Below are 25,641 nucleotides of genomic sequence, written 5' to 3' on the forward strand. Positions count from 1 at the left end.
GGGGCGCCCGGCGGGAGGGCGGTCAATCGCGCTCGCGGTGGAGGGCGGCGGCGACGACCGTCGAGACGACCGAGGCGATGAGCGCGGCTGGGATCGCCCCGGACCAGCCGTCCACCGTCAGCCCCACAGCCAGGCGGTCGCCAGCGGCGCCGCTGAGGAACTCCTCTGTGATCCAGCCCGTCAACCGCAGCATCGCCCCGTTGATCACGAGGGCGAACAGCCCGAGGGTGAGGAGGCGCAGGGGGAGGGTCAGCACCTTGACCACCGGCTTGACCACCGAGTTCACGGCGGCGAGCACCGCGCCGATGATGAGGAGGTTGGTGATCGTCGGCAGCGTCGTCGCGTTGGCGGGCAGGGACAGCGAAGCGGGCAGGAGGAGCGAGGCCAACCACAGCCCGGCGGCGTTCCCAACGATCCGGATGGCGAGTTCCATGCCCCTTATCCTGCCAGCCCCCGCGCGGGCCGCGCTGTGACAGGGACGTGAGGGGGCGTGGAGGCGCCCAGGAGGATGGCTGGACTTCGGTCCCGCTCTCGCTACGCTCAGCCCATGACGCATGACGGCTCGCGCTCCACCGCTTCGCGGCGTGCCGCCCGCAGTCCCATCACCACCCGCCAGAATGAGTGGGAGGCCCGGTACTGCGGCGTTCACCGTCCGGGGACGGCATGAGCGAGCCGCTGGGCGGCGAGGGGACCGAGCCTCCCGAGCTTCCCGCCTGGATCGCCGAGTTCGTGCCCGTGGCCGATCGCGCCAGAGAGCCCCTGATCACCGCTCTTCCCTGGATCGGCGCCGGCGCCCTCCTCATGGCGGGCGCCGGCGCCTGGGCGGCCCGCCTCTCCTTGCGCGACCTGTCCGTGGTGCCCTGGCCCACAGCCCTGCTCCTCCTGGCCGTCGGCACCGTCCTCGCCCTCGACCGCGATCGGCCCGCGGACCACCGCCTGCCCGCGGGCGTGGTCACCGCCACCCGCGTCCTCCTCGTCGACCTCACCGTGAGCGCCCTGTCCCTCGGGCTGTGGATCGGGCTGCGTCTCGCCGGCGCCCCGCATGCGCTCCTGACCGCCACGACCTGCGCGGGCGGGGCCATGGCGATCGGCAACCTCGGGGCCTGGTTGCGCGCGGGCCTCGGCGCCCGGGCGCGCCGGACAGCGACAGCGCCGGCCGTGGTGGGTGCGCTGGCCGTCGTCGCGGCGGGACTCGCGGCGGGCATGGCCGGGGGGCCGCGACTGCCGGGCCCCTCCTGGTGGTGGGTGGGTGCGCTGGCCGTCGTCGCCGATATTGAGGCGGCGCTCGCCGTGCGCCGCGAGCGCGGGGCGCGTCGCCGGGGCGCGGCCGCCTGAGGCTCCCCCGCCCCTTGCGCGGGACGACCGCGGCGCGCTGGCCGTGCTCGGTCCCCGCCCCTTCCCCGTGAACCACAGGCCTCCTCATGTACGACCCAGGACGGCCCCTGGGGACTGCCCGTCCAGGGCACTGCGGGGCCGACCTACCGTCGAGCCATGGCACAGCTCGACATCGCGTCGGCCGGCACCGCAGTCGACGCCGCATCCGTTCCCTCCGCCGTCCCCGCCAGTTGGACAGGGCTGGCCGCCAGCCAGTGCCAGAGCGCCCTGGACTCGGCCGTCCTGCTCATCCCGGCCCTCAACCTGCTCCTCGACGCCGCCGCCAAAGCCGCCAAGGACTTCGACGCGATGCGAGGAGGCGCGTCATGACGCCCATGGCCGCCAGTCCGCTGAGCGCGGGCCCCGTCCTGCCGCCCAGCCCCCCGTCGACGCCGATGGGCCGGGCCCACCATGCCGAGCCCTCGGCGGATCCCCATCCCTCGCCGCCGCCCACCCAGGCGCCGAGGCCCGTGCCGACCGCCCAGGCGAGACCCGCTCCCACCCCGATGGAGCCGTCCTCAGCGACGCCAGTGACCATGGGTCACAGCTGGGCGATGACCCAGGGCCGCCCGCTCGTCCTCGTGGCCGGGGGGTCATCCATCTCAGTGAGCACGGCGGACCTGGATGCCCTCGCGGCCTCGCTCACCGCCGCCGCCGGCCAGCTCGACACCGCGGCGGCGCATGTGCGCAGTGCCAAGACCGACGCCGAGGGCGCGCCCGTCCCGGCGGACATCATCGCCCAGGACCCCAGTAACAACATGGCCATCATCGCTCAGACCGGCAGCTCCCTCCTTCCCGACGCCGATTCATCATTCGTCGCGGGCCTCGTCGAGCTGCCCGTGGCCGCCTTCGAGCGCAAGCGCGACGCCCTCATCTCCGCTTGCGACGACCTGCTCACGGGCGCCGGCTCGCTCAGCGCCGCCTCGAGCGTCCTCACCTCGCTGGCGGCGGACGTGTCAGCCTGCTCGCTCATGTACACCGACGCCGAGAACGGCGCCACGGTGCGCGCGGATGCCGACGTCGGCGCCCGCGCCCACGGCCCGTCCCAGGAGGCTCTCGCGGCCGGCGCGGTCATTGGGAGCGGGCTGCTGCTCACCGCCGGCGTCTGGCTGCCCACCGTCGTCCTCGTCGACATCCTCACCGCATACGGCCTCATGCCCGATGACGCCCAGGTGGTCCTGGAGAACCTGCAGCTCCTGCTCAAGAGCGACATCACCTCGGAGTGGGCCATGAGCAACCTCATCGGGCTGGCCTGTCTCGGCGCCTGGGCGAGGAAGGGGGAGACCGGCAGGGAGGGAGCTACCATCCAGGAGTTCCTGAGGGCCTCAGCGAGCCAGCTCGACGCCAGGGCGACGGCGGAGCTCCCCCCTGAGGTGCAGGTGGGCAGTCGAAAGGTGCCCACCTCCTCCCTCACGCCCATGCAGCGCGTCGCCTACGCCCTGGCGCTCGAATCGGAGAAGGCCGGGGCCACCCGCCACGGCGAGCCGACCGCCCTGCTCATCGCTCCGCACAATAGGAGGGGCGCCACGGGAACGGCCGTCCGCGTCCCGCCCGGCCCCCAGGACCCCTTCGGCCTGGGCAGCGACATCGCCGCTCAGGACCTCACGGGCAGTCGGATCGACTCGCCCCCATCGACCGCCTCCGAGCTCCTCGACCACGCCCGGACCATCAAGGGTCAAGCCCGGGCCGACGGCGCCGGCGCCATCTCGATCCTGCGCACGGACCACGCTGACGGCACGCGCAGCTGGGTGGTCGTCGTCCCCGGAACCACGGAGTGGACCAGCGGGGATACCAACCCCCAGGACCTCCAGACCAACCTCCAGGCCGTCTCCGGTCGCCCCACGGACATGGAGGCCGCCGTCGTCACGGCGATGAGGCAGTCAGGGATCCAGCCGGGCGAGGAGGTCGGGATCTACGGGCACTCCCAGGGCGCGATGACGGCGGTCAACATCGCCTCCGACCCCGCCGTCACCGAGAACTACACGATCACCAGCGTCCTCACCGCGGGCGGCCCCACCTCCGGGGTGGCCCTGCCGGACGGCACCCGCGCCCTCCACCTGGAGTCCACTAGCGATGTCGTGCCCGGGCTGGACGCCTCGACCAATCCGGTCACCCCCAACCGGGCCACCGCCTACGTCGACACCCGCGGGGGAGGCGCTCACAGCGAGTCGGTCTACGCCGACGCCGTGCGCGGCGTCGAGAGCAACGAGCAGGCCTTCGCCGACTACTCGCGCGACCTCTCCGGGCTCACCGGGGCGGGGGAGCAGGGGGCCACCACCACCGAGGTGGTCTTCGACGTCACCCGCGAGTACTGACGGAAGCCGGGAGAGCCGGGGCTCGGGCAGCCGGAATCGGGTGTCGGCGGCCGGGTGCGAGCGCGGAAGGCGGGGGTGCAGAAGTCCCCTTGGTGGGAGGATACGGGCATGAGCAGCACGAGCACCTCCGCCATGGGCGCCGCAGCGCCTGCTCCCGCCACCCCGGCTGTCCCGCTGCGCCGCGATATCGCCGCCCTGCCCGCCTACGTGCCCGGCGCCCGCCCCCAGGGCGAGGGCATTGCCAAGCTCTCCTCCAACGAGCTTCCCTACCCGGTCCAGGACTCCGTGCTCGCCGCCCTCACCGACGCCGCCGCGGGCGTCAACCGCTACCCGGAGATGACCGGGCAGCGGCTGGCCGAGGCCCTGGCCTCCCGGCACGCCGAGCACGGGATCGACCCCTGCCAGATCGTGCTCGGCAATGGCTCCGTGGCCCTCATCCAGCACCTGCTCGACACGGTCTGCGAACCGGGCGACGAGGTCGTCATCCCCTGGAGGTCCTTCGAGGCCTACCCGATCTGCATCGCTGTGGCCGGAGCGCGGGCCGTGCGCGTCCCCGTCACCGCCGAGGGCCGCCACGATGTGCCCGCCATGCTCGCCGCCTGCGGGCCGGCCACCCGGGTCATCATGGCCTGCACCCCGAACAACCCGACCGGTCCCGCTCTCACCGCCGCCGAGTTGGAGGCACTGGTGGATGGCGCCCCCGACGGCGTGCTCGTGCTCGTCGACGAGGCCTACCTCGACTTCGTCACCGATCCGGCGGTCGGCAACGCCCTCGATCTCCTGGCCGACCACCCCGGTCTCGTGGTCTCCCGAACCTTCTCCAAGGCTCACGCTCTGGCCGGCATGAGGGTGGGCTACCTCATGGCCGAGCCGGCGCTCGCTGCGGCGATCCGCTCCGTGACCACGCCCTTCGGGGTGAGCCTTCCCGCGCAGGCCGCTGCTGCCGCCGCCATCGCCCCACCGGCCTTGGCCGAGACGGCCGGGCGTGCGCGCGCCGTCGCCGCCGAGCGGGACCGGGTCCTCGCCGCACTGCGCGATCAGGGCTGGACGGTTCCGGATGCCCAGGGCAACTTCTATTGGCTCGAGGCGGGTGAGGAGGCCGCCCGCCTGGCTGCGCACTTCGAGGCGGCCGGCATCCTCGTGCGGCCCTTCGTCGGGGAGGGCGTGCGCGTCAGCGTGGGCACGCCCGAGGACAACGAGCGCGTTCTCGCCGCGACGGCCGCCTGGCCGGGCAAGCGCGCCTGACTGACCCGCTTCGCCTGCGCCCTCATCCCGCCCTTGCGCCCTCGCCTTCCACATACCGTCTCATCCCCGCGTTGCGCCCTCAAACTGCGAGGATGAGGGCGCAACGCCGGGCCGAGACGGTTTCTGCGGGCCGAGGGCCTTTCCGCTCAGGCGATCGTGACGAGGAGCAGGACGCAGAAGACCATCTCCACGATCCCCATCGTCCCCGGCCGCAGGGGCCGGTGCTTGAGGCGCACCTGGCGCCACTGGAGTCTCGGCATGACCCAGGCGCGGATCGCCAGCACGACCCACAGGATCGCGTGCGCCCAGGGGAGCCACCCGCCAACGGCCAGCCATAGGGCGCCAGCCGCGACGACGGCGTGGGCGCCCACCGTCCATGCCAGCAACCGGTAGTTGAAGCGCTCGCGGATCATCGACTTGATGTACGGCACCGTGCCGCAGAAATAGGCCGCGGTCGACGCCGTCACCAACCACATCCAGGGCCAGCCCACCAGCCGGCCGTTCGGGCTGGATCCGGGCAGACCGGCGCCGTCGGCCCCGCCGGTGCCCAGGAATCCGCCTGCGCCGTGGACCGCCAGGCAGTAGGTGATGCCGGCCATGAGGCTGGCGGCCGCCGTCGTCGACAGACCGGAGGGCAGTGAGCGCTCACGGCCGCGCCACACCTCATGAGCGGCGATGCCCAGAAGTGGCAGCATCGGGACGGCCCACTGCAGCAGGTAGGGGGCCAGGAGGATCGTCAGCAGCCCCAGTCCCGCAGTGAGCCCCGTGTAGGTGACCATCGGGGGGATGAGGAGGGCGCGCTTGCGGGCCGAGCGCGTGCGCAGCCACTGGGACCAGGCCCAGTAGGTGAGGTAGCCGTTCCACCAGGCGGGCAGGAGCAGGAGGTTGAGCCAGCTCCAGCCGCCGACCACCCAGCCGACCATCGGCGGGACGATGAGCATCGCCCACGCCCCGTGCTGGTTCGGCACCCAGGCTCGGCGGCCCGGCTGGCGGCGGATCTGCTCCTGCGTGAGGCGGGGCTCGCGGCCCGGCCGACGGGGAGTCCGCTTCGACGGCGCGGAGGGACGGGTCTGCGTCATGCGGATCAGCCTACGGGCTCCGCCCACCAGCGTGTCAGCTCTGTCAGCTCCCGGGCGCCGCACCGTCGGGCTGCGCGATCGGGCGAAGATCGGGGTGGTGGTGCGGCCCCGCGGACCGGCACCACCACCCCTGAGGAGAGTCCGTCAGCTCCCGAGGGCCGCGGCGACGACCTTCTTGGCCTCCTCCTGAACGAGGGCGAGGTGCTCGGCGCCCTTGAAGGACTCGGCGTAGATCTTGTAGACGTCCTCCGTGCCGGACGGTCGGGCCGCGAACCAGGCGCTCTCGGTGGTCACCTTGAGGCCGCCGATGGGCTGGCCGTTGCCGGGGGCCTTGACGAGGCGCGCGGTGATGGGCTCACCGGCGAGCTCGGTGGCCGTGACGTCCTCAGGGGCCAGGGCGGCGAGCTTGGCCTTCTCCTCCTTGGAGGCGGCGGCGTCGATGCGCGCGTAGGCGGAGGCGCCGAAGCGCTCGACCTGCTCGTTGTGGAGCTGGGAGGGGGACTTGCCGGTGACGGCGATGATCTCGCTGGCCAGGAGCGCCAGGATGATGCCGTCCTTGTCCGTGGACCATACGGTGCCGTCCTTGCGCAGGAAGGAGGCGCCGGCGCTCTCCTCGCCGCCGAAGCCGACCGAGCCGTTGAGCAGGCCGGGCACGAAGTGCTTGAAGCCGACGGGTACCTCGATGAGTTCGCGCCCCATCGCGGCCACGACCCGGTCGATGAGGGAGGAGGAGACGAGGGTCTTGCCGACCTTCGCGTCGGCTCGCCAGCCGGGGCGGTGCGTGAAGAGGTACTCGATGGCGACGGCCAGGTAGTGGTTCGGATTCATGAGCCCGTCGGGGGTCACGATGCCGTGGCGATCTGAGTCGGCGTCGTTCCCGGTGGCGATGTCGTAGGGGGTGGCGCCGTCGGCGTCGGGGGTCATGGCGGTGCGCAGGGAGGCCATGGCGTTGGGTGAGGAGCAGTCCATGCGGATCTTGCCGTCCCAGTCCAGCGTCATGAAGGACCAGGCGGGGTCCACATTCGGGTTGACGACCGTGAGATCAAGGCCGTAGCGCTCGCCGATGGCGCCCCAGTAGTCCACGGAGGCCCCGCCCAGCGGGTCGGCGCCGATGCGCACGCCGGCAGCGCGGATGGCCTCCATGTCGATGACGCTCTCGAGGTCGGAGACATAGGTCTCGAGGTAGTCGTGCTTGACGACGTGGGGCCCCTGGAGGGCCTCGGCGATGGGCGTGCGCGGCACGTCCCGCCAGCCGGAGGCGAGCAGCTCGTTGGCCCGGGCGGCGATCCAGCTCGTGGCGTCGGAGTCGGCGGGGCCGCCGTGCGGCGGGTTGTACTTGAAGCCGCCGTCGCGCGGCGGGTTGTGGGAGGGGGTGACGACGATGCCGTCGGCCAGGCCGGGGCCGCTGGTGCGCGGGCCGGCCTCGGTGCCGGCGCCGTTGGCCAGGAGGATGGAGTGCGAGACGGCGGGGGTGGGCGTGTAGGAGCCGCGGGCGTCGACGGCGGTGGTGACGCCCGCGCCGACGAGCACCTCGATGGCGGTGCGCCAGGCGGGCTCGGACAGGGCGTGCGTGTCGCGGCCGATGTAGAGGACGCCGTCGGTGCCCTGGGAGCGGCGGTACTCGACGATCGCCGCAGTGGTGGCCACGATGTGGGCCTCGTTGAAGGCGGTGTCGAGGGAGGAGCCGCGGTGCCCGGAGGTGCCGAAGACAACCTTCTGGGCGGGGTTGGCGGGGTCGGGGACGAGGTCGTAGTAGGCGGATGTGACCTCGTCGACGTTGATGAGGTCCTCGGGCTGGGCAATTGTTCCTGCGCGTGGGTGCATAAGAGCAGTGTGTCATGCGCCACCGCTGAGGCCGAGCGTATCCGCCAAATGGACGGAGGATCCACGTCCAGCGAGATGGAGGAGGGCCGCGTGGGCCGGATCCAGCCATGGTGGGAAGGGCGCGCTGCGCCGGCGCTGCGCATCCGCCAGTGCTCAGGGACGATGCCCGCCCTGACAGTGGCCGGGCGCCGGGCCGGCGCAGCGCTCATTGCGGCCGTCTCATCTATGGTGGCTGTTGTCCAGGCAACCCCGATCGAGAATCGCAGGAAACCCATGCCCACCCGTATCGCCACCACCCAGGCCCCGGCCGCCGTCGGCCCATACTCCCAGGCCGTGAGCGCCTCCGACGCGCCCGGCTCCCTCGTGTTCATCTCCGGCCAGGTGCCGCTCGACCCCGTCACCGGTGCGCTCGTCGACGGCGGCATCACCGCCCAGGCCGAGCAGTCCCTGAAGAACATCGGCGCGATCCTCGCCGAGGCCGGCCTGGGCTACGAGCACGTCGTCAAAACTACGGTCCTGCTGGCCGACATCGCCGATTTCGCCGCCGTCAACGAGGTCTACGCCCGCCGCTTCACCGGCGAGCCCCTGCCCGCCCGGGCCGCCTTCGCCGTCGCAGCCCTCCCGCTGGGGGCGCGCGTGGAGATCGAGGCCATTGCCGTTCGCCCCTGAGGGGGCTGAGTCGCGGTCGCCCCTTGGAGCCCCTGAAACGTTGGGATTCCTGGCTTGCTAGGCTGCCGTTATGACTTCCCCGCCCCCGCGACCCTCCGGGGGTCGCGTCCCTCCCGCGCTCATCACCAACGGCGTCATCGCAGCGATCTTCTTCGCCATCCCCCTGGCCCTCATCATCATGCTGGACCTCGATCCGGAAGGCTGGTTCATCGTCGCCGTGCTGGCGGCCCTCGGCGTTCTGATCGTGGAGCACGAGATCGTCGCCCCACCGCGGCGCGGCCGCCGGATGCTCCTCAAGGCGCAGGAGTCCTACGCGCGGGCCGAGGCCGGTGCCGGGGCCGCGAGCGCCGCCGCCGCCCGCATCCCCACCGGTGATGCCCATGGCGCCCAGGTCCTCAAGCGCCTGCGCTGGTACGAGGGGAGGCGGCGCGAGACCGGCGAGGTCCTCGCGGGCCTTGGGCGGATGCGCTGGATCGACTGGCACGACCCCGCCCTGAGCGAGGCCGCCGCCAAGCTGAGCGACGACGTCTCCGGCCTGAGCGCCATCAACGACGCCGTCCGCAACGCCGCCGCCCTCCTCACCCGGGCCCCGGGCTGGGAGGACGCCTGGGAGAACGAGTGCGGGCCGTTGCGCGAGGACCTGGACATCTTCCGCGAGCTCTGCCAGGAGGTGGGCGACGAGGCCCCGGCCGCGCCCCCCATCGCCGACTCCGAGCTCGGCTGGGCCCGCGCCTGCGGCGCCCGGCTCACCGCCCTGCGCGCCCAGCTCGCCTCCGGGGCCCTGCCCCCGGGCGCCGCCCTCGACGAGCTCGATGCGATGGCGGCGGAGATCCGCGCCCGCGCCGACGCCCTGGCCCGCCGCGCCCTCGCCGCCGAGGCCCCGCCCGGAGAGGAGGCGGGGCTCGCGCACTACCGCGAGTACATCGGCACCTGGAAGCTTCCCGATGATGATGACCGCTACGCGTACTCCGGAACCTGGCAGGACGACGACGAGACCGGTGCCAGCCCGGCCGCCGGCGAGAACGGGGAGCGGGCGGCGGTCTCCTACAATCCCGCAGCGACCATTCGCCTTCACGACTACTCCCCGGGCATTCGGGTCGCGGGCATCCGCTGGCGGGGCCTGGCGACGGCGTCGCAGTACTCCAGCCCGATCGAGCGCATCCTGGACGCGTACCTTCAATCGAGGAGCACGGGTAAGGAGTAGCTGCCGGGGAGCCGCACCATGGGTCGAGCCGCGCGGCCGCGCCGTCGCCGCCCCCGACGGCGCCCGGGCCTGCGGGCAACCGCACGGGCTCCCGGTAGTCTTGCCCCCATGTCGAAGAAGAAGCGCCAGCGCCGTCAGTCCGACGCCGCCAAGGCCCCCAAGAAGCAGCAGGTACCCTTCGTCGCCCGCCCCTTCGAGGGCCTGGCGGACGAGGAGGACCTCGTCGCCATGATGCAACTCATCCCGGCCGCCACCCTCACCGCCCGCCTCACCGAGGAGCACGGCGGCACCGAGATCACCTTCGTGAGCCTCCTGCCCGAGCTCGCCCAGGGCCTCAAGCGCGCCGACGGCGCGGTCCTCATCGCCCTGCAGACCTCCCTCCACTCCGGGGATGCCTCCCGCGACGTCGCCGCCGCCCTCCAGACCACCCTCGGCCTTGAGCCGGGCACGGGTCTGACCGCGAACGCCCTGCCCGAGCCCGGCCTGCGCCTGCAGGACATGCTCGACCCCTCCTTCGCATCCGAGTTCACCGTCCACGAGTCCTTCGGCTTCTGGCTCACCGACGAGCAGCGCGAGGACCCGGACACGGTGCGCGTCATCGAGGAGGCCAAGGACGACATCGCGCCCACCGAGCCCGTGCCGGGGGTGCCGCACGCCTACTGGTGCCGCATGAACGGCAAGGAGTTCGTGCGCTGGGTGCGCGGGGAGGATGAGGACGCGTTCTTCAACGCTTTCGCCCGCGTCCATGCCTCCCGCCAGTCCGACCTCGCCGAGGGCGTCCGCTTCATCGGCGCCTTCCGCGCCTGCGGCCTGGCGATCCCCGTGTGGGAGCTCCTCCCCGGCACGACGGCGGCCGACCTTACCGAGCCCATGCGGGCCATGGCCGAGCGCCTCGACGCCGCGCTCGCGGACGACTCGCCGCTCGACGCCGACGCCCGCCGCGCCAAGGCCGGCATCATCTCTCGCCAGGTGAACCTCTGACCCGCTGACCGGTGCCTCCAGCACTGAGAGGCGCCGTCCGCCCCGACGGGTGCGCTCAGCGCCAAGAGGTGCGGGGACACGCACCCCTCGGCGCCGGCGGCACCTGTCAGGGCGGGGCCCGCATCGGGCCGCCGCCTATTCGCCGTCGGCGGTCTCCTCGGGGAGCACCCAGGCGCGGGAGGCCTCGATACCGATCATGACGTCGTCGCCCTCGGCGTGGACGGAGGCGGGCTCAGGATCGGATTCCACGCACAGGATCGTGCCGGCCTCCGTCTCAACCTCGTACTCGACGTGATCGCCGTAGAACACGGAGGACAGCACCCGGCCGTGCGCGCCGACGAGCTCGCTGCCGCCTGCGCCGCCCGCGCCCTCACCCGTGCTCGGGCTCAGGCGCACCGACTCGGGCCGCACGATCACCGTGGCGCCGCTGCCGGAGGAGACCCCCTCGTGGCAGGGCGCCTGGATGGTCGCGCCGAGCACCCGCGCCGAGCAGCGCCCGCCATCGACGTCCCGGGCGGTGGCCGCCAGGAAGTTGGCCCGGCCGATGAAGTCGGCGACGAACACGCTGGCCGGCCTCCGGTAGATCTCCTCGGGAGTGGCCACCTGCTCGATCCGGCCGGCGTTCATCACCACGATCCGATCCGACATCGTCATGGCCTCGGCCTGGTCGTGCGTGACATAGATCGAGGTGATGCCCATGCGCTGCTGGAGGCGGCGGATCTCCAGGCGCATCCGCACGCGCAGCTTCGCATCCAGGTTGGACAGCGGCTCGTCGAAGAGCAGCACCTTGGGGCGCGTGACCATAGCGCGGGCCAGGGCCACGCGCTGCTGCTGCCCGCCGGAGAGCTCATTCGGCGCGCGATCCGCCAGGGAGTTCAGGTTCATTGAGGTCAGCGCCACCTCCACCTGCTCACGGATCTCCTCGGGCCCGGTACGGCGCAGCTTGAGCCCGTAGGCGATGTTCTCGCGCACGCTCAGGTGGGGGAACAGGGCGTAGGACTGGAAGACCATGGACATGGGACGCTTGTTGGGCGGCAGGGACACCATATTCCGGCCATCGAGGACCACCCGGCCGGAGGTGGCGTCCTCGAATCCGGCGATCATGCGCAGCGTCGTCGTCTTGCCGCAGCCCGAGGGCCCCAGGAGGGTGACGAACTCGCCGGGGGCGATGTCGAGGCTGACGCCGTGGACGGCGTGGACATCCTTGCCCCGGTTGGAGAAGACCTTGACGACATCGCGCAGCTCAAGGCGGCCGGTGGCGGTCGGGCCCGCCTCGGGGCCGGGCGCGGTGGGTGCGGACGGTGCGGGCATGGGGAGCCTCCTTGGCTCGGTGTGCTCGTAGGGGATTCGGGTGCTGGTACTCGGTCAGTGGGCAGGTCAGGTCCGGTCAGGGCTGGATGAGCGCCGACGGCGCCGGTAGGCGGTTCTAGCCGGCGTCGCTGCGGGCGCGGCCGGCGCGGCCCCGCATGAGGAGGTTGAGGCCGCCGATGACGGTCATGACGATGACGATGAGGATCGTGCAGAAGGCGAAGGCGTTGCCGAAGCGTCCGGCGTCGACCTCCGCGAGGATCTGGGAGGTCATGATCTTCGTGTGCGGCGTCGTGATGAAGATGATCGGGGACAGTGTCGTCATCGAGCGCGCGAAGGCGTAGACCAGGCCAGTGAGGAACGCCGGCCGGATGAGCGGCAGGGTGATGCGCCGGAAGGTCTGCGCCCCCGAGGCGCCCAGAGATGTCGAGGCCTCGTCGATCGCCTTGTCGATCTGGTGGAGGGAGGCGATGCCGGAGCGCTGGCCCGCGGGCATGGATCGCGCCGTGTACACCATGACGATCGCCAGGACACCGCCCATGACGGCCCCGCCCCCGGCCAGCGGCGGGATGATGTTGGCGCCGAGCATCGCCACCGGCTTGTTGAAGGTGACGAGGTAGCCGATGCCGATGACCGTGCCCGGAACGGCCAGTCCCAGCATCCCGAGGAAGTCGACGATCCCGGCGCCGCGCCTCATGCGCACGACGACCAGCCAGGCCACCAGCATCCCCAGCAGGCCCGCCACCGGGGTGGCCAGGAGCGCGAGGACCGTGGTGCCGACGATGGCGGCATTGCCGATGCCCGAGAGCACGTAGTCGAAGTGCCGCATGGTGAAGGCGTTGTTGACCCCCAGGATCTCCACGAGGCCTCCGACGACGACCGCGGCGTAGACGGCCACCACGAGCGCCAGGATCACCCCGCTCACCGCCAGCAGCGGCACGCGGGACGCTCCGCGCAGGAGCTTGAAGGAGCCGGCCGGCTTGCCGGTCACCGTGACCGTGGAGGCGCGCCCGGACCAGTACCGCTGCGCGAGGAAGACGAGCAGCGAGGGCACGAGCAGCACGAGGGAGTAGGCGGCGCCCGCGGCGGTGTTGTACTCGCCGGTGATGGCGATGTAGGCCCGCGAGGCCAGAACCGTGAAATCCCCGCCGATGACCAGGGGGTTGGCCAGGTCCGCGATCGCCTCGGTGAACAGCAGGAGGAAGGAGGCGCCCAGGCCCGGCACGAGCATCGGCAGGGTGACCGTGTGGAACACCGTCCAGCGCGAGGCGCCGAGGGAGGCGGCCGCCTCCTCCATGGCCGGGTCGAGGCTGCGCAGCATCCCCACCAGGTTCATGTAGGCCACCGGGAAGAAGGACAGCACGAGCACGAGCGTCAGGCCGCGCAGGCCGTAGATGTTCCAGTTCTGGCCGAGCATCTGGGTGGAGATGATGCCGTTGCGCCCGAACAGGGTGATGGCCGCCGTCGCCACCGCGAAGGGCGGGGAGACCACGGGCAGCAGGCAGATGAGGTGGAAGAGCCGTTTACCGCGGAAGCGCACCCGCACCTGTACATAGGCCAGGAGGAAGCCCACGAGTGTCCCGATGGCGCCTACGACGACTCCCAGCAGGAGCGTGTTGAGCACCGTGGTGCGATTCGTCGACGAGCTGATGATGCTGCGCAGGACGGCCATGCCCTTGCCGGACACGGCCTCGCCGAGGACGCGGGTCAGCGGTAGGAGGACCAGGGCGATGAGGGCGGCCAGGACGACGACGAGGATCGCGATCGACACCGGGTCCCGCTTGACGCGGGTGCGGGACCGACGCCCCGCCGGTGCCTGGCCGCGGGAGGCAGGGGCGACGGGGCCAGCGGGAGCGGTGCCCCCGGAGGAGGGGAGGGGGAAGGCAGTCATGGTGATGTCCTTACGCAGACGCCGACCGCGCCGTCACTGCTTGGGGGCGGCGGCGATCTCCTCGTCGAAGCGGGCGGTGAGCTCCGACTTCGCCTTGGCGGCCGCTGCGAAGTCGTAGTCGACCAGGGCGAGGGTGGACAGATCGACGCTCTTATCGCTCGGGGTGGCCTCCGGGTTGGTCAGCGCCTGGTAGGAGCCCACGGTCCGCCCGACGTTCTGCGCCTTGGCTGAGATGGCCCAGTCGATGTACTTCTGCGCCGAACTCTTGTGCTCCGAGCCCGCCACCAGGGCGATACCGCCGACCTCATAGCCCGTGCCCTCCTTGGGGAAGGAGACGACGAGGTCGCTCATGCCCTCCTCCTGGTACTTCACGCAGTCGTGGGAGAAGACCAGCCCGACGGCGACCTCCCCGCGCCCGGCGATCTGCCCGGGGGCGGTTCCCGACTTGGAGTACTGGAGGACGTTGTTGTGCATCTTCTTCATATAGTCCAGGCCGGCGTCCTCGCCACCCAGGCGGGTGACCTGCGTCCACAGGGTGGTGAACGCGGTGCCGGAGGTCGAGGGGTGGGCGGTGGAGACCTGGCCTTTGAGGGCGGGGTCGAGGAGGTCGTCCCAGGAGTCGGGGACCTCCACCCCGAGCTTGTCGAGTTGGGCCTTGTTGGAGCAGAAGCCGAGCGCGCCGATGTACACGCCGGTCCAGTTGCCGTCGGCGTCCTTGTACTGGGCGGGGATCTTCTCGGCCTCGGGTGACGCGTAGGCCTCGATGAGCCCCTGGTTGGCGGCCTCCCCGTAGCCGTCGACGGGGCCGCCGTGCCACACGTCGAACTCGGGGCTGTCCTTGGCCGAGGCCAGACGGGCCACCGTCTCACCGGAAGACAGGCGCACATAGGTGGACTGGATGCCGGTGTCGGCGGTGAAGGCACTGGTCCAGGCCTGGCACAGGTCCTCCATGGCGCCGCAGGCGATGGTGATGGGGCCATCCCCGTCGCCGCCGGAGGATGAGCCGGTGGTGCCCGTGCATCCGGCGAGGCTGAGGCTCGCGGTCAGCAGAGCAGCGGCGGTGGTGCGGCGGAGAGGGGAGCGCATGGGGGTGCCTTTCTGTCGTCAGCGGCGCCTCATTGCGCCGATCGGATCCATCGTGTTCCGTGGGCGTGGTCATGATCCATGCCTCGACGGTCACGGATCGTGACAGTGCTGTTATGCGTGCCGCCATGCTTCACGCGTCGTCGAGCCGAGGCATGAGGTAGCCGCGCCCGCGCGCGGAGATGACGATCTGCGGGCCGATGCCCCGGGCCTGGAGGTGACGGCGCAGGCGGTAGACGGTGGTGCGCACCATCTCCCTGCCCCCGGAGTCGTCGCTCGTGCCCCAGACCTCGCCGAGCAACTCCTGCCAGGTGACGACCGTGTCATGGCGGCGGGCCAGCGCCGCCAGCAGTCTGGCCTCGGTATCCGGCAGCGGGATCGAGCGCCCCGCCCAGGAGACCCGCCCGGTGAGCGTGGAGACCCGCAGGGGCCCGTTCTCGATCGCCTCCGGGCCCGCCCCGGTGCGCCGGGTGACCGCGCGGGCCCGGAGGGCGAGCTCCCGGGGCGAGAAGGGCTTGGCCACGTAGTCATCGGCTCCGGCCTCGAGTCCGGCGATCCGGTCGGGCTCGTCGCCCAGCGCCGTCAGGAGGATGACGGGCGCTCCGATCCCCGCTGCCCGGATGCGGCGGCACAGGTCCACGCCGTTGGCGCCGGGGAGCATGACGTCGAGGATGACGAGGTCGATGGCCTGACCGGACAGGATCGTCCAGGCCTCCTCGGCGCTGGAGGCGCTCAGGCAGCTGAAGCCCTGGGTCTCGAGTGCGAAGGTGATGATGTAGACCATCTGCGGCTCGTCGTCGACGACGAGCGCGGACAGCGATGGCGGGGTTGGGGGCGCGATCACGACGGTTGGCCCTCCTTCGGTGGTGCGCCGCGGCGCAGGGGGAGCGAGAGGTAGACGGCGGTGCCCTTGGCCATGATCGTGTCGATGAGGACGCTGCCCGCGTGCGCCTCCATGATGCGCTGCGTGACGAGCATGCCCAGGCCCGCGCCCCGGCTCGCCGGGGCCGCCAGGGGGTTGGTTGTTGCGTACGGCTCGAAGGCCTGGCTGCGCTCGTGGGGGGTCATGCCCGGGCCGTCGTCCATGACGGTGATGAGTGCGTCCTCGGCCTCGGCGCTGACGCGCACCGTCACGGCGCTGCCTTCGGGGGAGTGGCGCAGGGCGTTGGTGACTGTGTTGGCGATGGCTTGGCGCAGGAGGCGGTGGTCGGCGTGCGCGCGGATGGGGCGGCCCCGCTCCTCCAGTCGGATCGGATTGCTCGCCGTGCGGCGCATCTCCTGGATGAGCTCGCGCACGAGGCCGCGCAGTTCCACGTGCGCCAGCCGCAGGGAGAACAGCTCGTGGCCCAGGCGGGCCTCGGTGAGGAAGTCCTCGGCCATCTGCTGGGCCTGGCGGGCGTTGTCCTGGATTGTGTGGACGAAGCGCCGCTGCACCTCGTTGAGCTCCCCGGGGGTCTCCTCGGCGAGGAGCTCGGCGGAGGCGCCTATGAGGGCTAGCGGCGTGCGGATCTCGTGCGCCAGGACGTCGCGCGGGGTCGCTCGGTCCTGGGCGGTGGCGCGCAGGCGCGCGTTGTCCAGGCGCGCCAGGCGCAGGAGGTGGCGCTGCCGGGCGGCGATGCCGCAGGCCGCGGCAAGGACGAGGCACAGGGCGGCCAGAAGCGCGGGGGTCCAGGCGCTGGGCATGGGGTCATTGTGCCGCCTCGCCCGGGAGCACCCGCGCCGAGGGGCGCGTCCTGCGCCGAGAGGTGCCAAGAACACCGACCGGTGCGCTCTGCCCGCTCCTCTCGGTGCCGGCGGCACCCATCAGGGGAGCGCATCCGGTCAGGGCAGAGCGCATCCGTCGGCGCGCGCGGGCCGGGAGTAAGGGGGCGGTGGAGCTGGGCGCGGTGCGGATGCGGGCGAGCTGGTCGGGGTTGGGCGTGATTCCTCCTCGCAGGGGATCGGGTCGGATACGTGACATCTCATCCGAGAATCGTTATCATTAATGTGTCGGCTCCAGTGGTGCGGAGCTCCAGGTGGCCGCCGCCGGAAGGCTCGCAAGCCCCGGCGGCGGCCACCTACCCTCCCGCGAGACCGGTCGAAAACAGCAACGAGACCGGTCGGAGCCGCCCGTCGCCCCCGCCGCGCCACTGCCCTGTGCTGATGCCGACGGCGCCCGGCCGCCCTGAGCTCCGGTCCTGGAGGGGCGATGCCCGTAACCGACGGCGCTGTCGGCGGGTGCTCACGCGACACGCGGGCGGCCCGCTGAGAAGAGATGGGGGGAGAACGGGGAGCCCGTCGCCGTTGACGGGACCCTGCGTCCAGGCTTCCACGCTCCGGCGGCGGTTTCCACCGCCCGCGGAAGCCACCTGGGCAAATGCATGGAATCCGCAAGCTTTCAGCAACAGAGCCGCTGCCCGTTGCCGAGCTGAGACCCGAGGAGGTGGTCGTCTGATCCCACACGGGAGCCCCGATCATGACTAGGCTTGCCCCGTGAGTTCGTCCTCCGCACCACGAGCCGATCAACGAGTCGCCGTGGTCATCCCCGCCAAGGACGAGGCCGACCGTATTGCGGCCACGGTCCGCGCCTGTCGCGCCATCCCGCGAGTCGACCTCGTCGTCGTCGTCGATGATGGATCCAGCGACTCCACTCAGAGCGCGGCGCGGTGCGCCGGCGCCGTCACCGTCCGTCACTCGGTGAGCCGGGGCAAGGCCTCCGCCATGGAGACCGGCGCGGGCGTCGTCGCCATGCGCGACTACGAGGACGGCCCCACCCGCCTCCTGCTCTTCCTCGACGGCGACCTCGGGGACTCCGCTGCCGCCTGCGCCGACCTGGTTCCACCGGTCCTCGACGGCGCAGCGGACATGTCCATCGCCGTCCTGCCCAAGCAGGCGGGCGCCGGCGGGCGGGGCCGCGTCGTGCGCGCCGCTCGCCGCGCCATCGCCGCCACCACCGGCTGGGCGCCGATCGCCCCTCTGTCCGGCCAGCGCTGCCTGACCCGGGCCGCCTACGACGCCGCCCAGCCCTTCGCTGAGGGCTGGGGCGTGGAGGTCGGCATGACCATCGACGTGCTCGTCGCGGGCCTGACCGTCATCGAGGTCCCCTGCGACATCCAGCACCGCGCCTCCGGGAATGACATGGCGGGCAAGCTGCACCGCGCCGCCCAGTACCGCGCCGTCATCCACGCCATCGCCCGGCGCAAGCTCCGCGGCCAGCGCGTGCCGATTCATGCGCGGGACGAGGGCGCGATCCGCGCGCAGGCGCCCTTCATGGCGTTCCGGGCCGTCAAGCCCGCCACCGATGACTCGCCGGCGGATGGGGCAGTCGATGAGCAGGGCGCCGGCGGCCAGGCGCCCGCCGAGGCGCGCCCCGCCTCCCGGGATTGAAGGGCCCGAGACACCCGTCGGGTGCGCGGGCCGGGCGCATCGCGAAGGCCCCGGGCTATCGCTCAGGCCGCTGCCCCGGGGACTCTGCCAGCAGCCCCCGAAGGATGAGGGGCGCCGCCGCCGCCGCTGAGATCACGGCCATGGACAGCCCCGAGTCGTTGAGCAGCGTTTCGACGACGACGAGCACCCCCAGCCCCACCAGTGATGCTCCAACCCAGCGCGGAGCGGCGGAACCCGTGACGAGCCACTGGTAGGCGGACTGCCCCTCGCGCCACGCCCGGTGCTCCCGGGCCCCCCACCAGGCCGCGCCGACGACGGCGACCAGCCCGGCCATCAGCGTCGCCAGGGCGAGTGCGTTGCTGAGGAAAGGGGCGATGAGCGCCCCGGCCTTGCGCCCCAGCGTGCCCCAGGCCGAGCCGTCGGCGAGGCCCGCCGCGAAGCGCCCCAGGTGGGTGCGCCGATCAGCCGGGCGCACGAGGTCGAGGGCCGCCAGGATCGCCCCGACCACCAGCATGCCCGCGCCGGCGCCCAGGCCGGCGCGCAGTCGGCCGCGTCGGTCCAGCCGTGGAGCGGTGAGGGCGACGGCCAGCACCACGAGCACGGGCGCGAGCGTGAGCGCTCCTCCGAGGTCGGCGCCGAGCCAGGGAGCGCCGTCAAGCGCGAGGGCCCCACCGCCCATGAGCGCCACCAGCCCCAGGGCCCAGCCGCGGCCGGGGGGCGCGAGGACTCGGAGCGCGGCGATTGCGATGACGAGCGCGGCGGAGGCGATCGCGAACCCGGTGTTGGACATGCCGTAGAAGCGGCCCGCGACGACGGCGTCCATGCCCAGGGTCCCGTTGAAGGCCAGCGGCGCCCCGAGGGCGGCGTCGAGCAGCCAAGCCAGCGACGTGAGCCCCGCGACGAGCGCCACGGGATGCCCCACGGCCCGGGCGATGAGGGCGACGAGGGCGACGAGGGCGACGCCGATGACCAGGATCGAGGCGACGGCAGCGGCCACGGCGGCCGATGAGGGCTCGCCCGCCGACGCCCCGGCGCGCCACCAGGGAATGGCTCCGGACAGGAGTGCGGCGAGCGGCAGGCACGAGGTCGTCAGCGCGGCTCCGCGCAGAGTGATCAGTGCGCGCGGCGGGCGCGCGCGCCGCAGGGCGAGGGCTGCCGTGAGCGCGAGCATCCCGGAGGCGGCGATGAGGAGCAGAGCGGACGGGATCGTGGTCAGGTGGGAGGCGCGGGCGCGCAGGGCGTCGTCGGCGAGCGCCTCCACGGCGCTGGGGTCCGCGGAGTCGGTAGCCCCCGGCTCCGCGCTCGCGGCCGAGGGAGGGGAATCGGGCAGGGCGAGGGCGCTGCCGGTCATCCGCGCGGAGGCGCCGCCCGGGTGGGGGCTCCCGGTGAGCGCGGCGAGGATCGTGGGGGCGAGGTCGGTGAGTTGGATGAGTCCTGCCTGGTGGGTGGACTCGCCGACGAGCAGCCCGCCGTCACGGCCCCGCGGGGAGGTGGTGCCCGCGGGCAGGATGCCGATCTGCGGGCTGGGACCCTCGGCGTCGGCAACGGAGACGATGACGACCCTCGCCTGCGGCATCGCGGCCAGGACCGCCTCGTGGGCCCGCGCCAGGGTCGTCACCCGCTGCTCGGCGGTGGCGGCCCCGGCGGCGGTGTCGACGAGGGCCAGCCCGCTGGGGCTGGAGGCCAGGAGGTCCTCGAGGCTGTCGCCGGTCGTTGCGGCCCCGCCCTCGGCGGCCAGTGCGAGGGAGGCGGTATCCCCGATGGCGGTGGCGGGCACGCCGGCCTCCGCCAGGGCAATGGCCAGCGCCCCGGGGCGGGCCTCGTAGCCGGAGTCTCTGGAGGTGGCCAGGGCGGATGCCGCGTCAGGGGCGTCCAGGCAGGCGGGGGTGGTCGGGGCGGATGCGGCGCCGGGGGGCAGGGCGCGGGCGCGGGACCCGGCGCCGAGGGTCATCCAGCCGTCGGCCGGGCAGGTGGCCGGGTTCGCCGAGCGCACGACGACATTGACGGGCTCGCCGCTGCTCGCGGCGTCGAGGAGGGAGCCGGCATCGCCGGCGGCGGGGGAGGAGGAGCTCTCGATCTCGCGAAGGCCTCCCCAGCTCAGATCGCGGGTCCCCAGTACCACGATGGGGGCGGGCGCAGCGGTTTCCCCGTCCTGCCGGGCGGCGGGGGGCGCCGTCGCCGGGGCCTGGGCGAAGGCGGTGGTGGCCATGCCGACCATCGTCAGGATCATCCCGAGGATGGTGAGCAGGATGATGCCGTAGACCACTGCGCGCGCGAAGCGCTGCTGGGGGTTCCGCCGTCGTCTGCTCACTCGAGAAGCCTACGGCCCCCGCGCGAGACCGGTCGAAACCAGTATCGAGACCGGTCGAAATGAGGGTCGAGACCGGTTCGGAGGCGGTGGGGCGGAGTCAGAAGACGTAGGAGTGGGCCGCCCTGGTGACGGCCACCTCCGGGTCGCCGCTCCCCGACAGTTCGACCGTCCCGGAGAAGGCGTACTTCACCGTCTGGTCCTTCGGGTTCTTGTTCCACGTGGAGGGCTTCTTCCGGTAGGTGAAGACGATCGTCCCGCTCTTGAAGATGGAGGTGTTGTCCATGGTCACCGTGCTCGCCGGAGTTGTCACTGAGAGCGACGCCAGATCCGTGGCCCGCAGCTCGTAGGGGCAGAAGCTGTCGGTATTGGTCGGCGGCGTCACGCAGCTCGCGGCCTTCTCGTTGATCTTGGTCAGGACGTACTGCTTGAGCTCCTCGGTCGGCTTGCCCTCGACGGCGAGAAGGATCCCTGAGGCGCCGCCGTCGCCGGGCAGGACCGTGACCGAGGATTCGTCAGTGGTGACATAGGCGGAGGTCGCCGACGTGCTGGTGATGGGGTAGATGCCGGGGTACATGTACTGGGTGGCGGTTCCGCCGGTGCGCTCCGAGGACGTCAGTCCCTTCGCGCCCTTGCCCGGGTTCTCCAGAGTGACCTCGGTGCCGCCCACGCTGAGGCCTCCCAATGACTCGGAGGACAGCTGGACGGGCATGGCCAGCGAGGTCTCCACCTTCCAGTTGTTGAGCAGGCCGAAGGACTTGTCCTCGGAGGACACGGTGAAGATCTGGGTGATCTGCTTGCCATTGAGGGACAGGGTGGCCTCGACCCGCTTCTTGTCGTTTCCCCTTCCTTTCTCCTCGACGTCGACCACGGTGATCCGCGATGTCGTCGCGGACATGGCCGAGTCCGTCAGGAGCGCGCGCCGATCGTTCGGCACTCCTGGGTCCACCATGGCCGTCGCCTCGGAGGCCTTCCCGGCGGCCACGAGATCGAGGTACTTCTCGACCTCCTTCTTGGGCGTGCGCTGGGAGTTGAGCACCTCGACGGCGATGAAGACGCCCATGAGGAGCGCGAGGCAGGCGACGACGGCGCCCGTGGCCAGTTTGAGGTGGCGGCGCGCCTGGGGGCTCATGAGGGGCGGGATGGCCGACGCGGATGCCGTGCCGCCCGCGGCGAGAGTCGCGCCTGCGGGGAATGATCCTGTGGCCGGGGCCGCGAGCGGGAGGGCGCCGGTGCCGGGCGCGCTGAGCGGGAAAGCCCCTGTACCGGGACTGACCGCGGGCACCTCCGGCGATGGAGGCGTTGCCGCGGTGGGATCAGCGGAGGCGATCGGACTGGTCGAGATGGCCGGCGCTGGCGCGAACTGGTCGGATGCCATCGGGAGCGCTCCGGTGGTCGGCAGGCCCGTAATCCAGCGGTCGACGGCGGTGCCGCCACCGATGAGGCGCAGCAGCGGGCCCGCATGAGCGTGGAGCAGGCCGGGGATGTACTCGGCGAGCAAGGAGATCACCAGCAGGATGAGCGCGAGTGCGAGGGAGGACCACCACGATGCGCCGAGGGAGAAACCCGCGCTGCTGGACGCCAACCGCGCCACGGAGATGCCGATATGAACCCTCAGAGGAACCAGCAGGTGGAGCGCCACGACGGCGAGGACGAGACCCGCGACCGGCATCTGCCAGACGCGCTCGAAGGAGGGTGCGGCCAGGCGCTGGCGGCGCGTGCCGATGCGCGCCGCGGCCACCACCAGGAGCACCAGGATCGCCAGGAACAGCAGGGCCGACCAGCCCCCCAGCGCATCCCAGGCCAGGATCGTCGTCCCGGCGTCGACCGGCATGTCCTCGAATATGCCCAAGGCGTTGCGCAAGTCCGTCGAGAGCGACACTCCGCCGAGCGTGCCCAGGCTGAGCGCGTAGACGAGCAGGTTGCCGAGGTAGACGGGGATGACGAGGATCGCAGGGGCGGCGTCCTTGAGCGCGGCGCCCACGATGGCGCCCAGTACGACGACGGGGCCGAGGACGACGCCGACAGCCCAGGCGAGCCCGCCGAGCTCGCGGACCAGCCGCTGGATGGTCTCGGGGGCGCGCGCCAGCAAGGCGCTACCAGCGCGCGCGGCCGTCAGCGCGCCGAAGACGAGGACCCAGACGCTGAGGAGGATCCACACCGGCGAGGTATGGATCTCGCCCTTCTCCAGGCCGCGGCTCATGCCGTCGCCGGACAGGGAGACGATGCCGGTCAGGAGGCAGGCGACGATGGCGGTGGCTAGTGCTTCCAGGGCCGCGCGCAGGGCGACGGCGCCGAACGGCCCCCAGGATTCGTCCTGGCGCGCGCGGCGGCGCGCGAGGAAGTAGACCGTCGTCGCCGCCGCTGCGAGTGTGCCCAGGGGGAGCATGGACGCCCCGATGGATACCGATCCGTGCGAGCCCTCGTCGATGCCGCCGGTCAGATGGCCGCCCAGGCTGTAGCCCATGGCGACGAGGAGCAGCGGGATTCCCGATGGCGCCTTGTCCGTGGAGGATGTGATGGTCACGAGGATGAGGATCGCGGAGATGAGCGCTGTGCCGAGCACCGCCGCGAGGGTCAGCAGGAAGGAGATCTGCGCGGGCGCGCGGCCCAGCGGCGATAGCGCCTGCGACACGATGCTCGGCGGCGCCTGAAAGGCCGGCTGGCCGGGGAGCCCCTGGGCCGCGACCGGCTGGCCCGCGTAGGCGGTGCTGGAAGTGGGGCGGGGCTGCTCGGCGAGTGGCCGGAGCTCGGGGGCGGGCTGGGGCGGTGCTGTTGAATCCGGGGGCTGCGCCTCGGCCGCGGTGGGGCCGGAGGGGGGCTGATCATCTGGAACCGTGGATTCATCACTCATGATGCGCCTTTGAGATCGAGGGTGAGGTAGATCGCATCCTTGCATGAGTCCGCCCCTGACGTACGGTGAGTCCGCATTCTGGGGTTGCTCCCACCCTCTTGGCGAGACCGGTCGAAAATAGGAGCGAGACCGGTCCACGGACCGGTCTCGCTCCTATTTTCGACCGGTCTCGCGGACGGCTGCGGCGTGTCGCGACGGGCGCGGATACCCTCGGGCCCATGAGCGCTCCTGTCTGGTCCTTCCTCGGTCCCGCCGGCACCTTCAGTGAGATGGCCCTGCGCGCCGTCGCGCCCGCGGCCGTCGACGTCGAGCCCTGCCCCGATGTGCCCACCGCCCTGGACCGGGTGCGCGAGCGCGAGGCCGCCTCCGCCGTCGTCCCCATCGAGAACTCGGTCGAGGGCGGAGTCAACGCCACGATCGACAACCTCATCGCCTCCTCCCCGCTGGTCATCACCGCCGAGGTGGCCATCCCCATCACCTTCGTGCTCGCCGGTCGCGCCGGTACCCGCCTGGAGGACGTGCGCGCCGTCTCCACCCACCCCCACGCCTGGGCGCAGTGCCGCGGCTGGGCCCACGCCAACCTCCCCGACGCCGTCTACGTGGCCTCCACCTCCACCTCCGCCCCCGCCAAGGCGCTCGCCGAGGGCTCCGAGACCGGCTTCCAGGCGGTTCTGTGCAACCCGCTGGCCGCCCAGCAGTACGGCCTGGATGTGATCGCCGGCGGTGTGGCGGACAACCCCGATGCCGTCACCCGCTTCGTCGTGATCTCCCGGCCCGGGCGGGTCTGCGAGCCGACCGGCGCGGACAAGACGACGCTCATGGTCCAGCTCCCGCACGACCGCGCCGGCGCCCTGCTCGACATGCTCGAGCAGTTCAGCGCCCGCGGGGTCAACCTCTCGCGCATCGAGTCCCGCCCCGTGGGCGACTCCCTGGGCCGCTACCGCTTCAGCATCGATATCGAGGGGCATATCCGCGAGGAGCGCGTCCAGGCCGCCTTCATCGGCCTGCACCGGACCTGCCCCATGGTCCGCTTCCTCGGCTCCTACCCCCGGCTCGACGGCCGTCCGGTGGTGGTCAGCGCCGGCACGAGCGACAAGGACTTCACCGTGGCGCGCGCCTGGGTGGCCGACGTCCTCGCCGGCCGCACGCTCTAGCCGGACCCGCGCTCACCCCGTCCGCGGCACCCGGACGGCGACGGCGCCGGACTCGACGCGCACGCGCGCCCACCTGGCCGGGGCGAGGATCTCGCCGTCGATCTCCAGCGGGGCGGGCTCGACCAGGTTCACCACCGCCTCGCGCCCGCGGGCCAACCGCACGTCCGCTGCTCCCCGTCCGGGCGGCGAGTAGCGGGCGGGCGCGGGCGGCAGGACCTGGCGGGCGAGTGAGGCCCAGCCGACCAGGCCGTGCCTGACGTCGATCGCGGCCACGTCGAGCACGCCGTCGTCCATGCGGGCGCCCGGCAGCAGACGGATCCCGGCGGGCAGTCGACCTGAGTTCGCGATGAGCAGGCAGCGGGCGCGAGCCTCCTCCGGGGTCCCGCCGTCGACGGCTATGCGCATTGGCAGGCGCGGCGACCTCAGGCTCCGCGCGGCGGCGATCGCGTAGGCCCCCCAGCCGGTGCGGCGCTTGAGCCCGGCGCGGGTGGCGGCCACGAGCCGGGCGTCGAATCCGATCCCGGTGACCACCAGGCAGGGCTCAGGAGGCGCCCCGGCGGCCTCGAGCGCCTCCGTGCTCACCCGCAGAAGGTCGATCGGCGCTAACCGGTGCGCCGCCGTGCCCGCCGCCAGGCGCAGTGCGGGCCAGCGGCGCAACGGCAGGCCGAGGCCGCGGGCCGCGAGGTTCGCCGTGCCGAGTGGGATGATGCCGAGCTCCACCCCGCTGCGAGGGCCGCCGGCCCGGGCGATGCCGTCGGCCACGGCGCGTGCGGTCCCATCCCCGCCGACGGCGATGACCAGCCCCGCGCCGGCCTCCACGGCTCTGGCGGCTTGGCGCGCCCCGTGCTGTTCGGGGGCTGTGTCCGCCCAGTCGACGCGCGCCCACCCCGCGGCGCGCAGCTCGGCGGCGAGGGCGGCGCGCAGGCGCGGCGTCGCCCTCCGCTTGGAGGGGTTGATGACGACGCAGGCCAGCCCGCCCATTCGGC

At 72.4% G+C, this 25,641-nt stretch carries 20 protein-coding genes; 9 read left to right on the forward strand and 11 right to left on the reverse strand.

Features of this window, described 5'->3' with window-relative positions:
- Nucleotides 1-22: 22 nt before the first annotated feature.
- Nucleotides 23-433 carry a phage holin family protein gene (locus B1H50_RS03270; protein WP_080462328.1) on the reverse strand — a complete coding sequence of 137 codons (411 nt, stop codon included), beginning with the start codon at nt 431-433 and terminating at the stop codon, nt 23-25.
- Between the two features lie 230 nt (nt 434-663).
- On the opposite strand from B1H50_RS03270, the gene B1H50_RS03275 reads away from it, so the two are divergent.
- The 4 genes from B1H50_RS03275 (at nt 664) to hisC (ending at nt 4,934) form a co-directional block, all read left to right on the forward strand.
- On the forward strand, nt 664-1,335 hold the full coding sequence (locus B1H50_RS03275) for a hypothetical protein (RefSeq protein WP_080462329.1): 672 nt from the start codon (nt 664-666) through the stop codon (nt 1,333-1,335).
- A gap of 156 nt (nt 1,336-1,491) precedes the next feature.
- Nucleotides 1,492-1,704, forward strand: a complete 213-nt coding sequence (locus B1H50_RS03280) for a hypothetical protein (protein ID WP_080462330.1) — start codon at nt 1,492-1,494, stop codon at nt 1,702-1,704.
- Nucleotides 1,701-3,689 (forward strand): hypothetical protein, encoded by a 1,989-nt coding sequence (locus B1H50_RS03285; RefSeq protein ID WP_080462331.1) that lies wholly within the window; start codon nt 1,701-1,703, stop codon nt 3,687-3,689. The genes B1H50_RS03280 and B1H50_RS03285 overlap by 4 nt, the downstream gene beginning before the upstream one ends.
- 108 nt (nt 3,690-3,797) lie before the next feature.
- Nucleotides 3,798-4,934, forward strand: coding sequence for a histidinol-phosphate transaminase (gene hisC / locus B1H50_RS03290; RefSeq protein ID WP_080462332.1), 1,137 nt, complete (start codon nt 3,798-3,800; stop codon nt 4,932-4,934).
- A 146-nt stretch (nt 4,935-5,080) separates the two neighbouring features.
- Here the strand turns inward: hisC and B1H50_RS03295 are convergent, their stop codons facing one another.
- Together B1H50_RS03295 and pgm are read right to left on the reverse strand one after the other, a co-directional pair.
- The gene (locus tag B1H50_RS03295) at nt 5,081-6,013 is read right to left on the reverse strand and encodes a YwiC-like family protein (protein WP_080462333.1); all 933 of its coding nucleotides are present in this window, start codon (nt 6,011-6,013) and stop codon (nt 5,081-5,083) included.
- 144 nt (nt 6,014-6,157) lie between these two features.
- Complete coding sequence (gene pgm / locus B1H50_RS03300; RefSeq protein WP_080462334.1) at nt 6,158-7,837, reverse strand: phosphoglucomutase (alpha-D-glucose-1,6-bisphosphate-dependent); 1,680 nt, start codon at nt 7,835-7,837, stop codon at nt 6,158-6,160.
- Nucleotides 7,838-8,110: 273 nt separating this feature from the next.
- Between pgm and B1H50_RS03305 the strand changes: the two genes are divergently transcribed.
- The 3 genes from B1H50_RS03305 to B1H50_RS03315 all read left to right on the forward strand — a co-directional run bounded on the left by B1H50_RS03305 (nt 8,111) and on the right by B1H50_RS03315 (nt 10,691).
- Nucleotides 8,111-8,506 (forward strand): Rid family detoxifying hydrolase, encoded by a 396-nt coding sequence (locus B1H50_RS03305; RefSeq protein ID WP_080462335.1) that lies wholly within the window; start codon nt 8,111-8,113, stop codon nt 8,504-8,506.
- Nucleotides 8,507-8,576: 70 nt separating this feature from the next.
- Nucleotides 8,577-9,710, forward strand: a complete 1,134-nt coding sequence (locus B1H50_RS03310) for a DUF5129 domain-containing protein (protein ID WP_080462336.1) — start codon at nt 8,577-8,579, stop codon at nt 9,708-9,710.
- A 108-nt stretch (nt 9,711-9,818) separates the two neighbouring features.
- Nucleotides 9,819-10,691, forward strand: a complete 873-nt coding sequence (locus B1H50_RS03315; RefSeq protein ID WP_080462337.1) for a DUF5926 family protein — start codon at nt 9,819-9,821, stop codon at nt 10,689-10,691.
- A gap of 135 nt (nt 10,692-10,826) precedes the next feature.
- Here the strand turns inward: B1H50_RS03315 and B1H50_RS03320 are convergent, their stop codons facing one another.
- The 5 genes from B1H50_RS03320 to B1H50_RS03340 form a co-directional block, all read right to left on the reverse strand.
- The gene (locus B1H50_RS03320; RefSeq protein ID WP_080462338.1) at nt 10,827-12,002 is read right to left on the reverse strand and encodes an ABC transporter ATP-binding protein; all 1,176 of its coding nucleotides are present in this window, start codon (nt 12,000-12,002) and stop codon (nt 10,827-10,829) included.
- A gap of 115 nt (nt 12,003-12,117) precedes the next feature.
- The gene (locus B1H50_RS03325) at nt 12,118-13,890 is read right to left on the reverse strand and encodes an ABC transporter permease (protein WP_080462339.1); all 1,773 of its coding nucleotides are present in this window, start codon (nt 13,888-13,890) and stop codon (nt 12,118-12,120) included.
- Between the two features lie 33 nt (nt 13,891-13,923).
- A complete protein-coding gene (locus B1H50_RS03330; protein WP_080462340.1) occupies nt 13,924-14,976 on the reverse strand; it encodes an ABC transporter substrate-binding protein in 1,053 nt (350 codons plus the stop codon).
- Between the two features lie 130 nt (nt 14,977-15,106).
- On the reverse strand, nt 15,107-15,817 hold the full coding sequence (locus tag B1H50_RS03335; protein ID WP_080462341.1) for a response regulator transcription factor: 711 nt from the start codon (nt 15,815-15,817) through the stop codon (nt 15,107-15,109).
- Nucleotides 15,814-16,656: a sensor histidine kinase gene (locus tag B1H50_RS03340; RefSeq protein ID WP_080462342.1), complete on the reverse strand. Its 843-nt coding sequence runs from the start codon at nt 16,654-16,656 to the stop codon at nt 15,814-15,816. The genes B1H50_RS03335 and B1H50_RS03340 overlap by 4 nt, the downstream gene beginning before the upstream one ends.
- Nucleotides 16,657-17,445: 789 nt before the next feature.
- Here B1H50_RS03340 and B1H50_RS03345 point away from each other — a divergent pair.
- Nucleotides 17,446-18,339: a glycosyltransferase gene (locus tag B1H50_RS03345; protein WP_080462343.1), complete on the forward strand. Its 894-nt coding sequence runs from the start codon at nt 17,446-17,448 to the stop codon at nt 18,337-18,339.
- A 55-nt stretch (nt 18,340-18,394) separates the two neighbouring features.
- On the opposite strand, the gene B1H50_RS10060 is transcribed toward B1H50_RS03345, so the two are convergent.
- Together B1H50_RS10060 and B1H50_RS03355 are read right to left on the reverse strand one after the other, a co-directional pair.
- Entirely contained in the window at nt 18,395-20,650 is a 2,256-nt protein-coding gene (locus B1H50_RS10060; protein WP_143231753.1) for a hypothetical protein, read from the reverse strand.
- A gap of 97 nt (nt 20,651-20,747) precedes the next feature.
- The gene (locus B1H50_RS03355) at nt 20,748-23,501 is read right to left on the reverse strand and encodes a hypothetical protein (RefSeq protein WP_080462345.1); all 2,754 of its coding nucleotides are present in this window, start codon (nt 23,499-23,501) and stop codon (nt 20,748-20,750) included.
- 218 nt (nt 23,502-23,719) lie between these two features.
- On the opposite strand from B1H50_RS03355, the gene pheA reads away from it, so the two are divergent.
- On the forward strand, nt 23,720-24,655 hold the full coding sequence (gene pheA / locus B1H50_RS03360; RefSeq protein ID WP_080462346.1) for a prephenate dehydratase: 936 nt from the start codon (nt 23,720-23,722) through the stop codon (nt 24,653-24,655).
- Between the two features lie 12 nt (nt 24,656-24,667).
- Here the strand turns inward: pheA and B1H50_RS03365 are convergent, their stop codons facing one another.
- Complete coding sequence (locus tag B1H50_RS03365; RefSeq protein WP_080462347.1) at nt 24,668-25,636, reverse strand: diacylglycerol/lipid kinase family protein; 969 nt, start codon at nt 25,634-25,636, stop codon at nt 24,668-24,670.
- Nucleotides 25,637-25,641: the final 5 nt, after the last annotated feature.

This window comes from Actinomyces gaoshouyii (genome assembly GCF_002072175.1).
Taxonomy (GTDB): Bacteria; Actinomycetota; Actinomycetes; order Actinomycetales; family Actinomycetaceae; genus Actinomyces; species Actinomyces gaoshouyii.

What these genes read in the sequence shown, in the direction of transcription:
- B1H50_RS03270 (WP_080462328.1), bottom strand. Translation starts at nt 433, where the DNA reads ATGGAACTCGCCATCCGGATCGTTGGGAACGCCGCCGGGCTGTGGTTG.
- B1H50_RS03275 (WP_080462329.1), top strand. Translation starts at nt 664, where the DNA reads ATGAGCGAGCCGCTGGGCGGCGAGGGGACCGAGCCTCCCGAGCTTCCC.
- B1H50_RS03280 (WP_080462330.1), top strand. Translation starts at nt 1,492, where the DNA reads ATGGCACAGCTCGACATCGCGTCGGCCGGCACCGCAGTCGACGCCGCA.
- B1H50_RS03285 (WP_080462331.1), top strand. Translation starts at nt 1,701, where the DNA reads ATGACGCCCATGGCCGCCAGTCCGCTGAGCGCGGGCCCCGTCCTGCCG.
- hisC (WP_080462332.1), top strand. Translation starts at nt 3,798, where the DNA reads ATGAGCAGCACGAGCACCTCCGCCATGGGCGCCGCAGCGCCTGCTCCC.
- B1H50_RS03295 (WP_080462333.1), bottom strand. Translation starts at nt 6,013, where the DNA reads ATGACGCAGACCCGTCCCTCCGCGCCGTCGAAGCGGACTCCCCGTCGG.
- pgm (WP_080462334.1), bottom strand. Translation starts at nt 7,837, where the DNA reads ATGCACCCACGCGCAGGAACAATTGCCCAGCCCGAGGACCTCATCAAC.
- B1H50_RS03305 (WP_080462335.1), top strand. Translation starts at nt 8,111, where the DNA reads ATGCCCACCCGTATCGCCACCACCCAGGCCCCGGCCGCCGTCGGCCCA.
- B1H50_RS03310 (WP_080462336.1), top strand. Translation starts at nt 8,577, where the DNA reads ATGACTTCCCCGCCCCCGCGACCCTCCGGGGGTCGCGTCCCTCCCGCG.
- B1H50_RS03315 (WP_080462337.1), top strand. Translation starts at nt 9,819, where the DNA reads ATGTCGAAGAAGAAGCGCCAGCGCCGTCAGTCCGACGCCGCCAAGGCC.
- B1H50_RS03320 (WP_080462338.1), bottom strand. Translation starts at nt 12,002, where the DNA reads ATGCCCGCACCGTCCGCACCCACCGCGCCCGGCCCCGAGGCGGGCCCG.
- B1H50_RS03325 (WP_080462339.1), bottom strand. Translation starts at nt 13,890, where the DNA reads ATGACTGCCTTCCCCCTCCCCTCCTCCGGGGGCACCGCTCCCGCTGGC.
- B1H50_RS03330 (WP_080462340.1), bottom strand. Translation starts at nt 14,976, where the DNA reads ATGCGCTCCCCTCTCCGCCGCACCACCGCCGCTGCTCTGCTGACCGCG.
- B1H50_RS03340 (WP_080462342.1), bottom strand. Translation starts at nt 16,656, where the DNA reads ATGCCCAGCGCCTGGACCCCCGCGCTTCTGGCCGCCCTGTGCCTCGTC.
- B1H50_RS03355 (WP_080462345.1), bottom strand. Translation starts at nt 23,501, where the DNA reads ATGAGTGATGAATCCACGGTTCCAGATGATCAGCCCCCCTCCGGCCCC.
- pheA (WP_080462346.1), top strand. Translation starts at nt 23,720, where the DNA reads ATGAGCGCTCCTGTCTGGTCCTTCCTCGGTCCCGCCGGCACCTTCAGT.
- B1H50_RS03365 (WP_080462347.1), bottom strand. Translation starts at nt 25,636, where the DNA reads ATGGGCGGGCTGGCCTGCGTCGTCATCAACCCCTCCAAGCGGAGGGCG.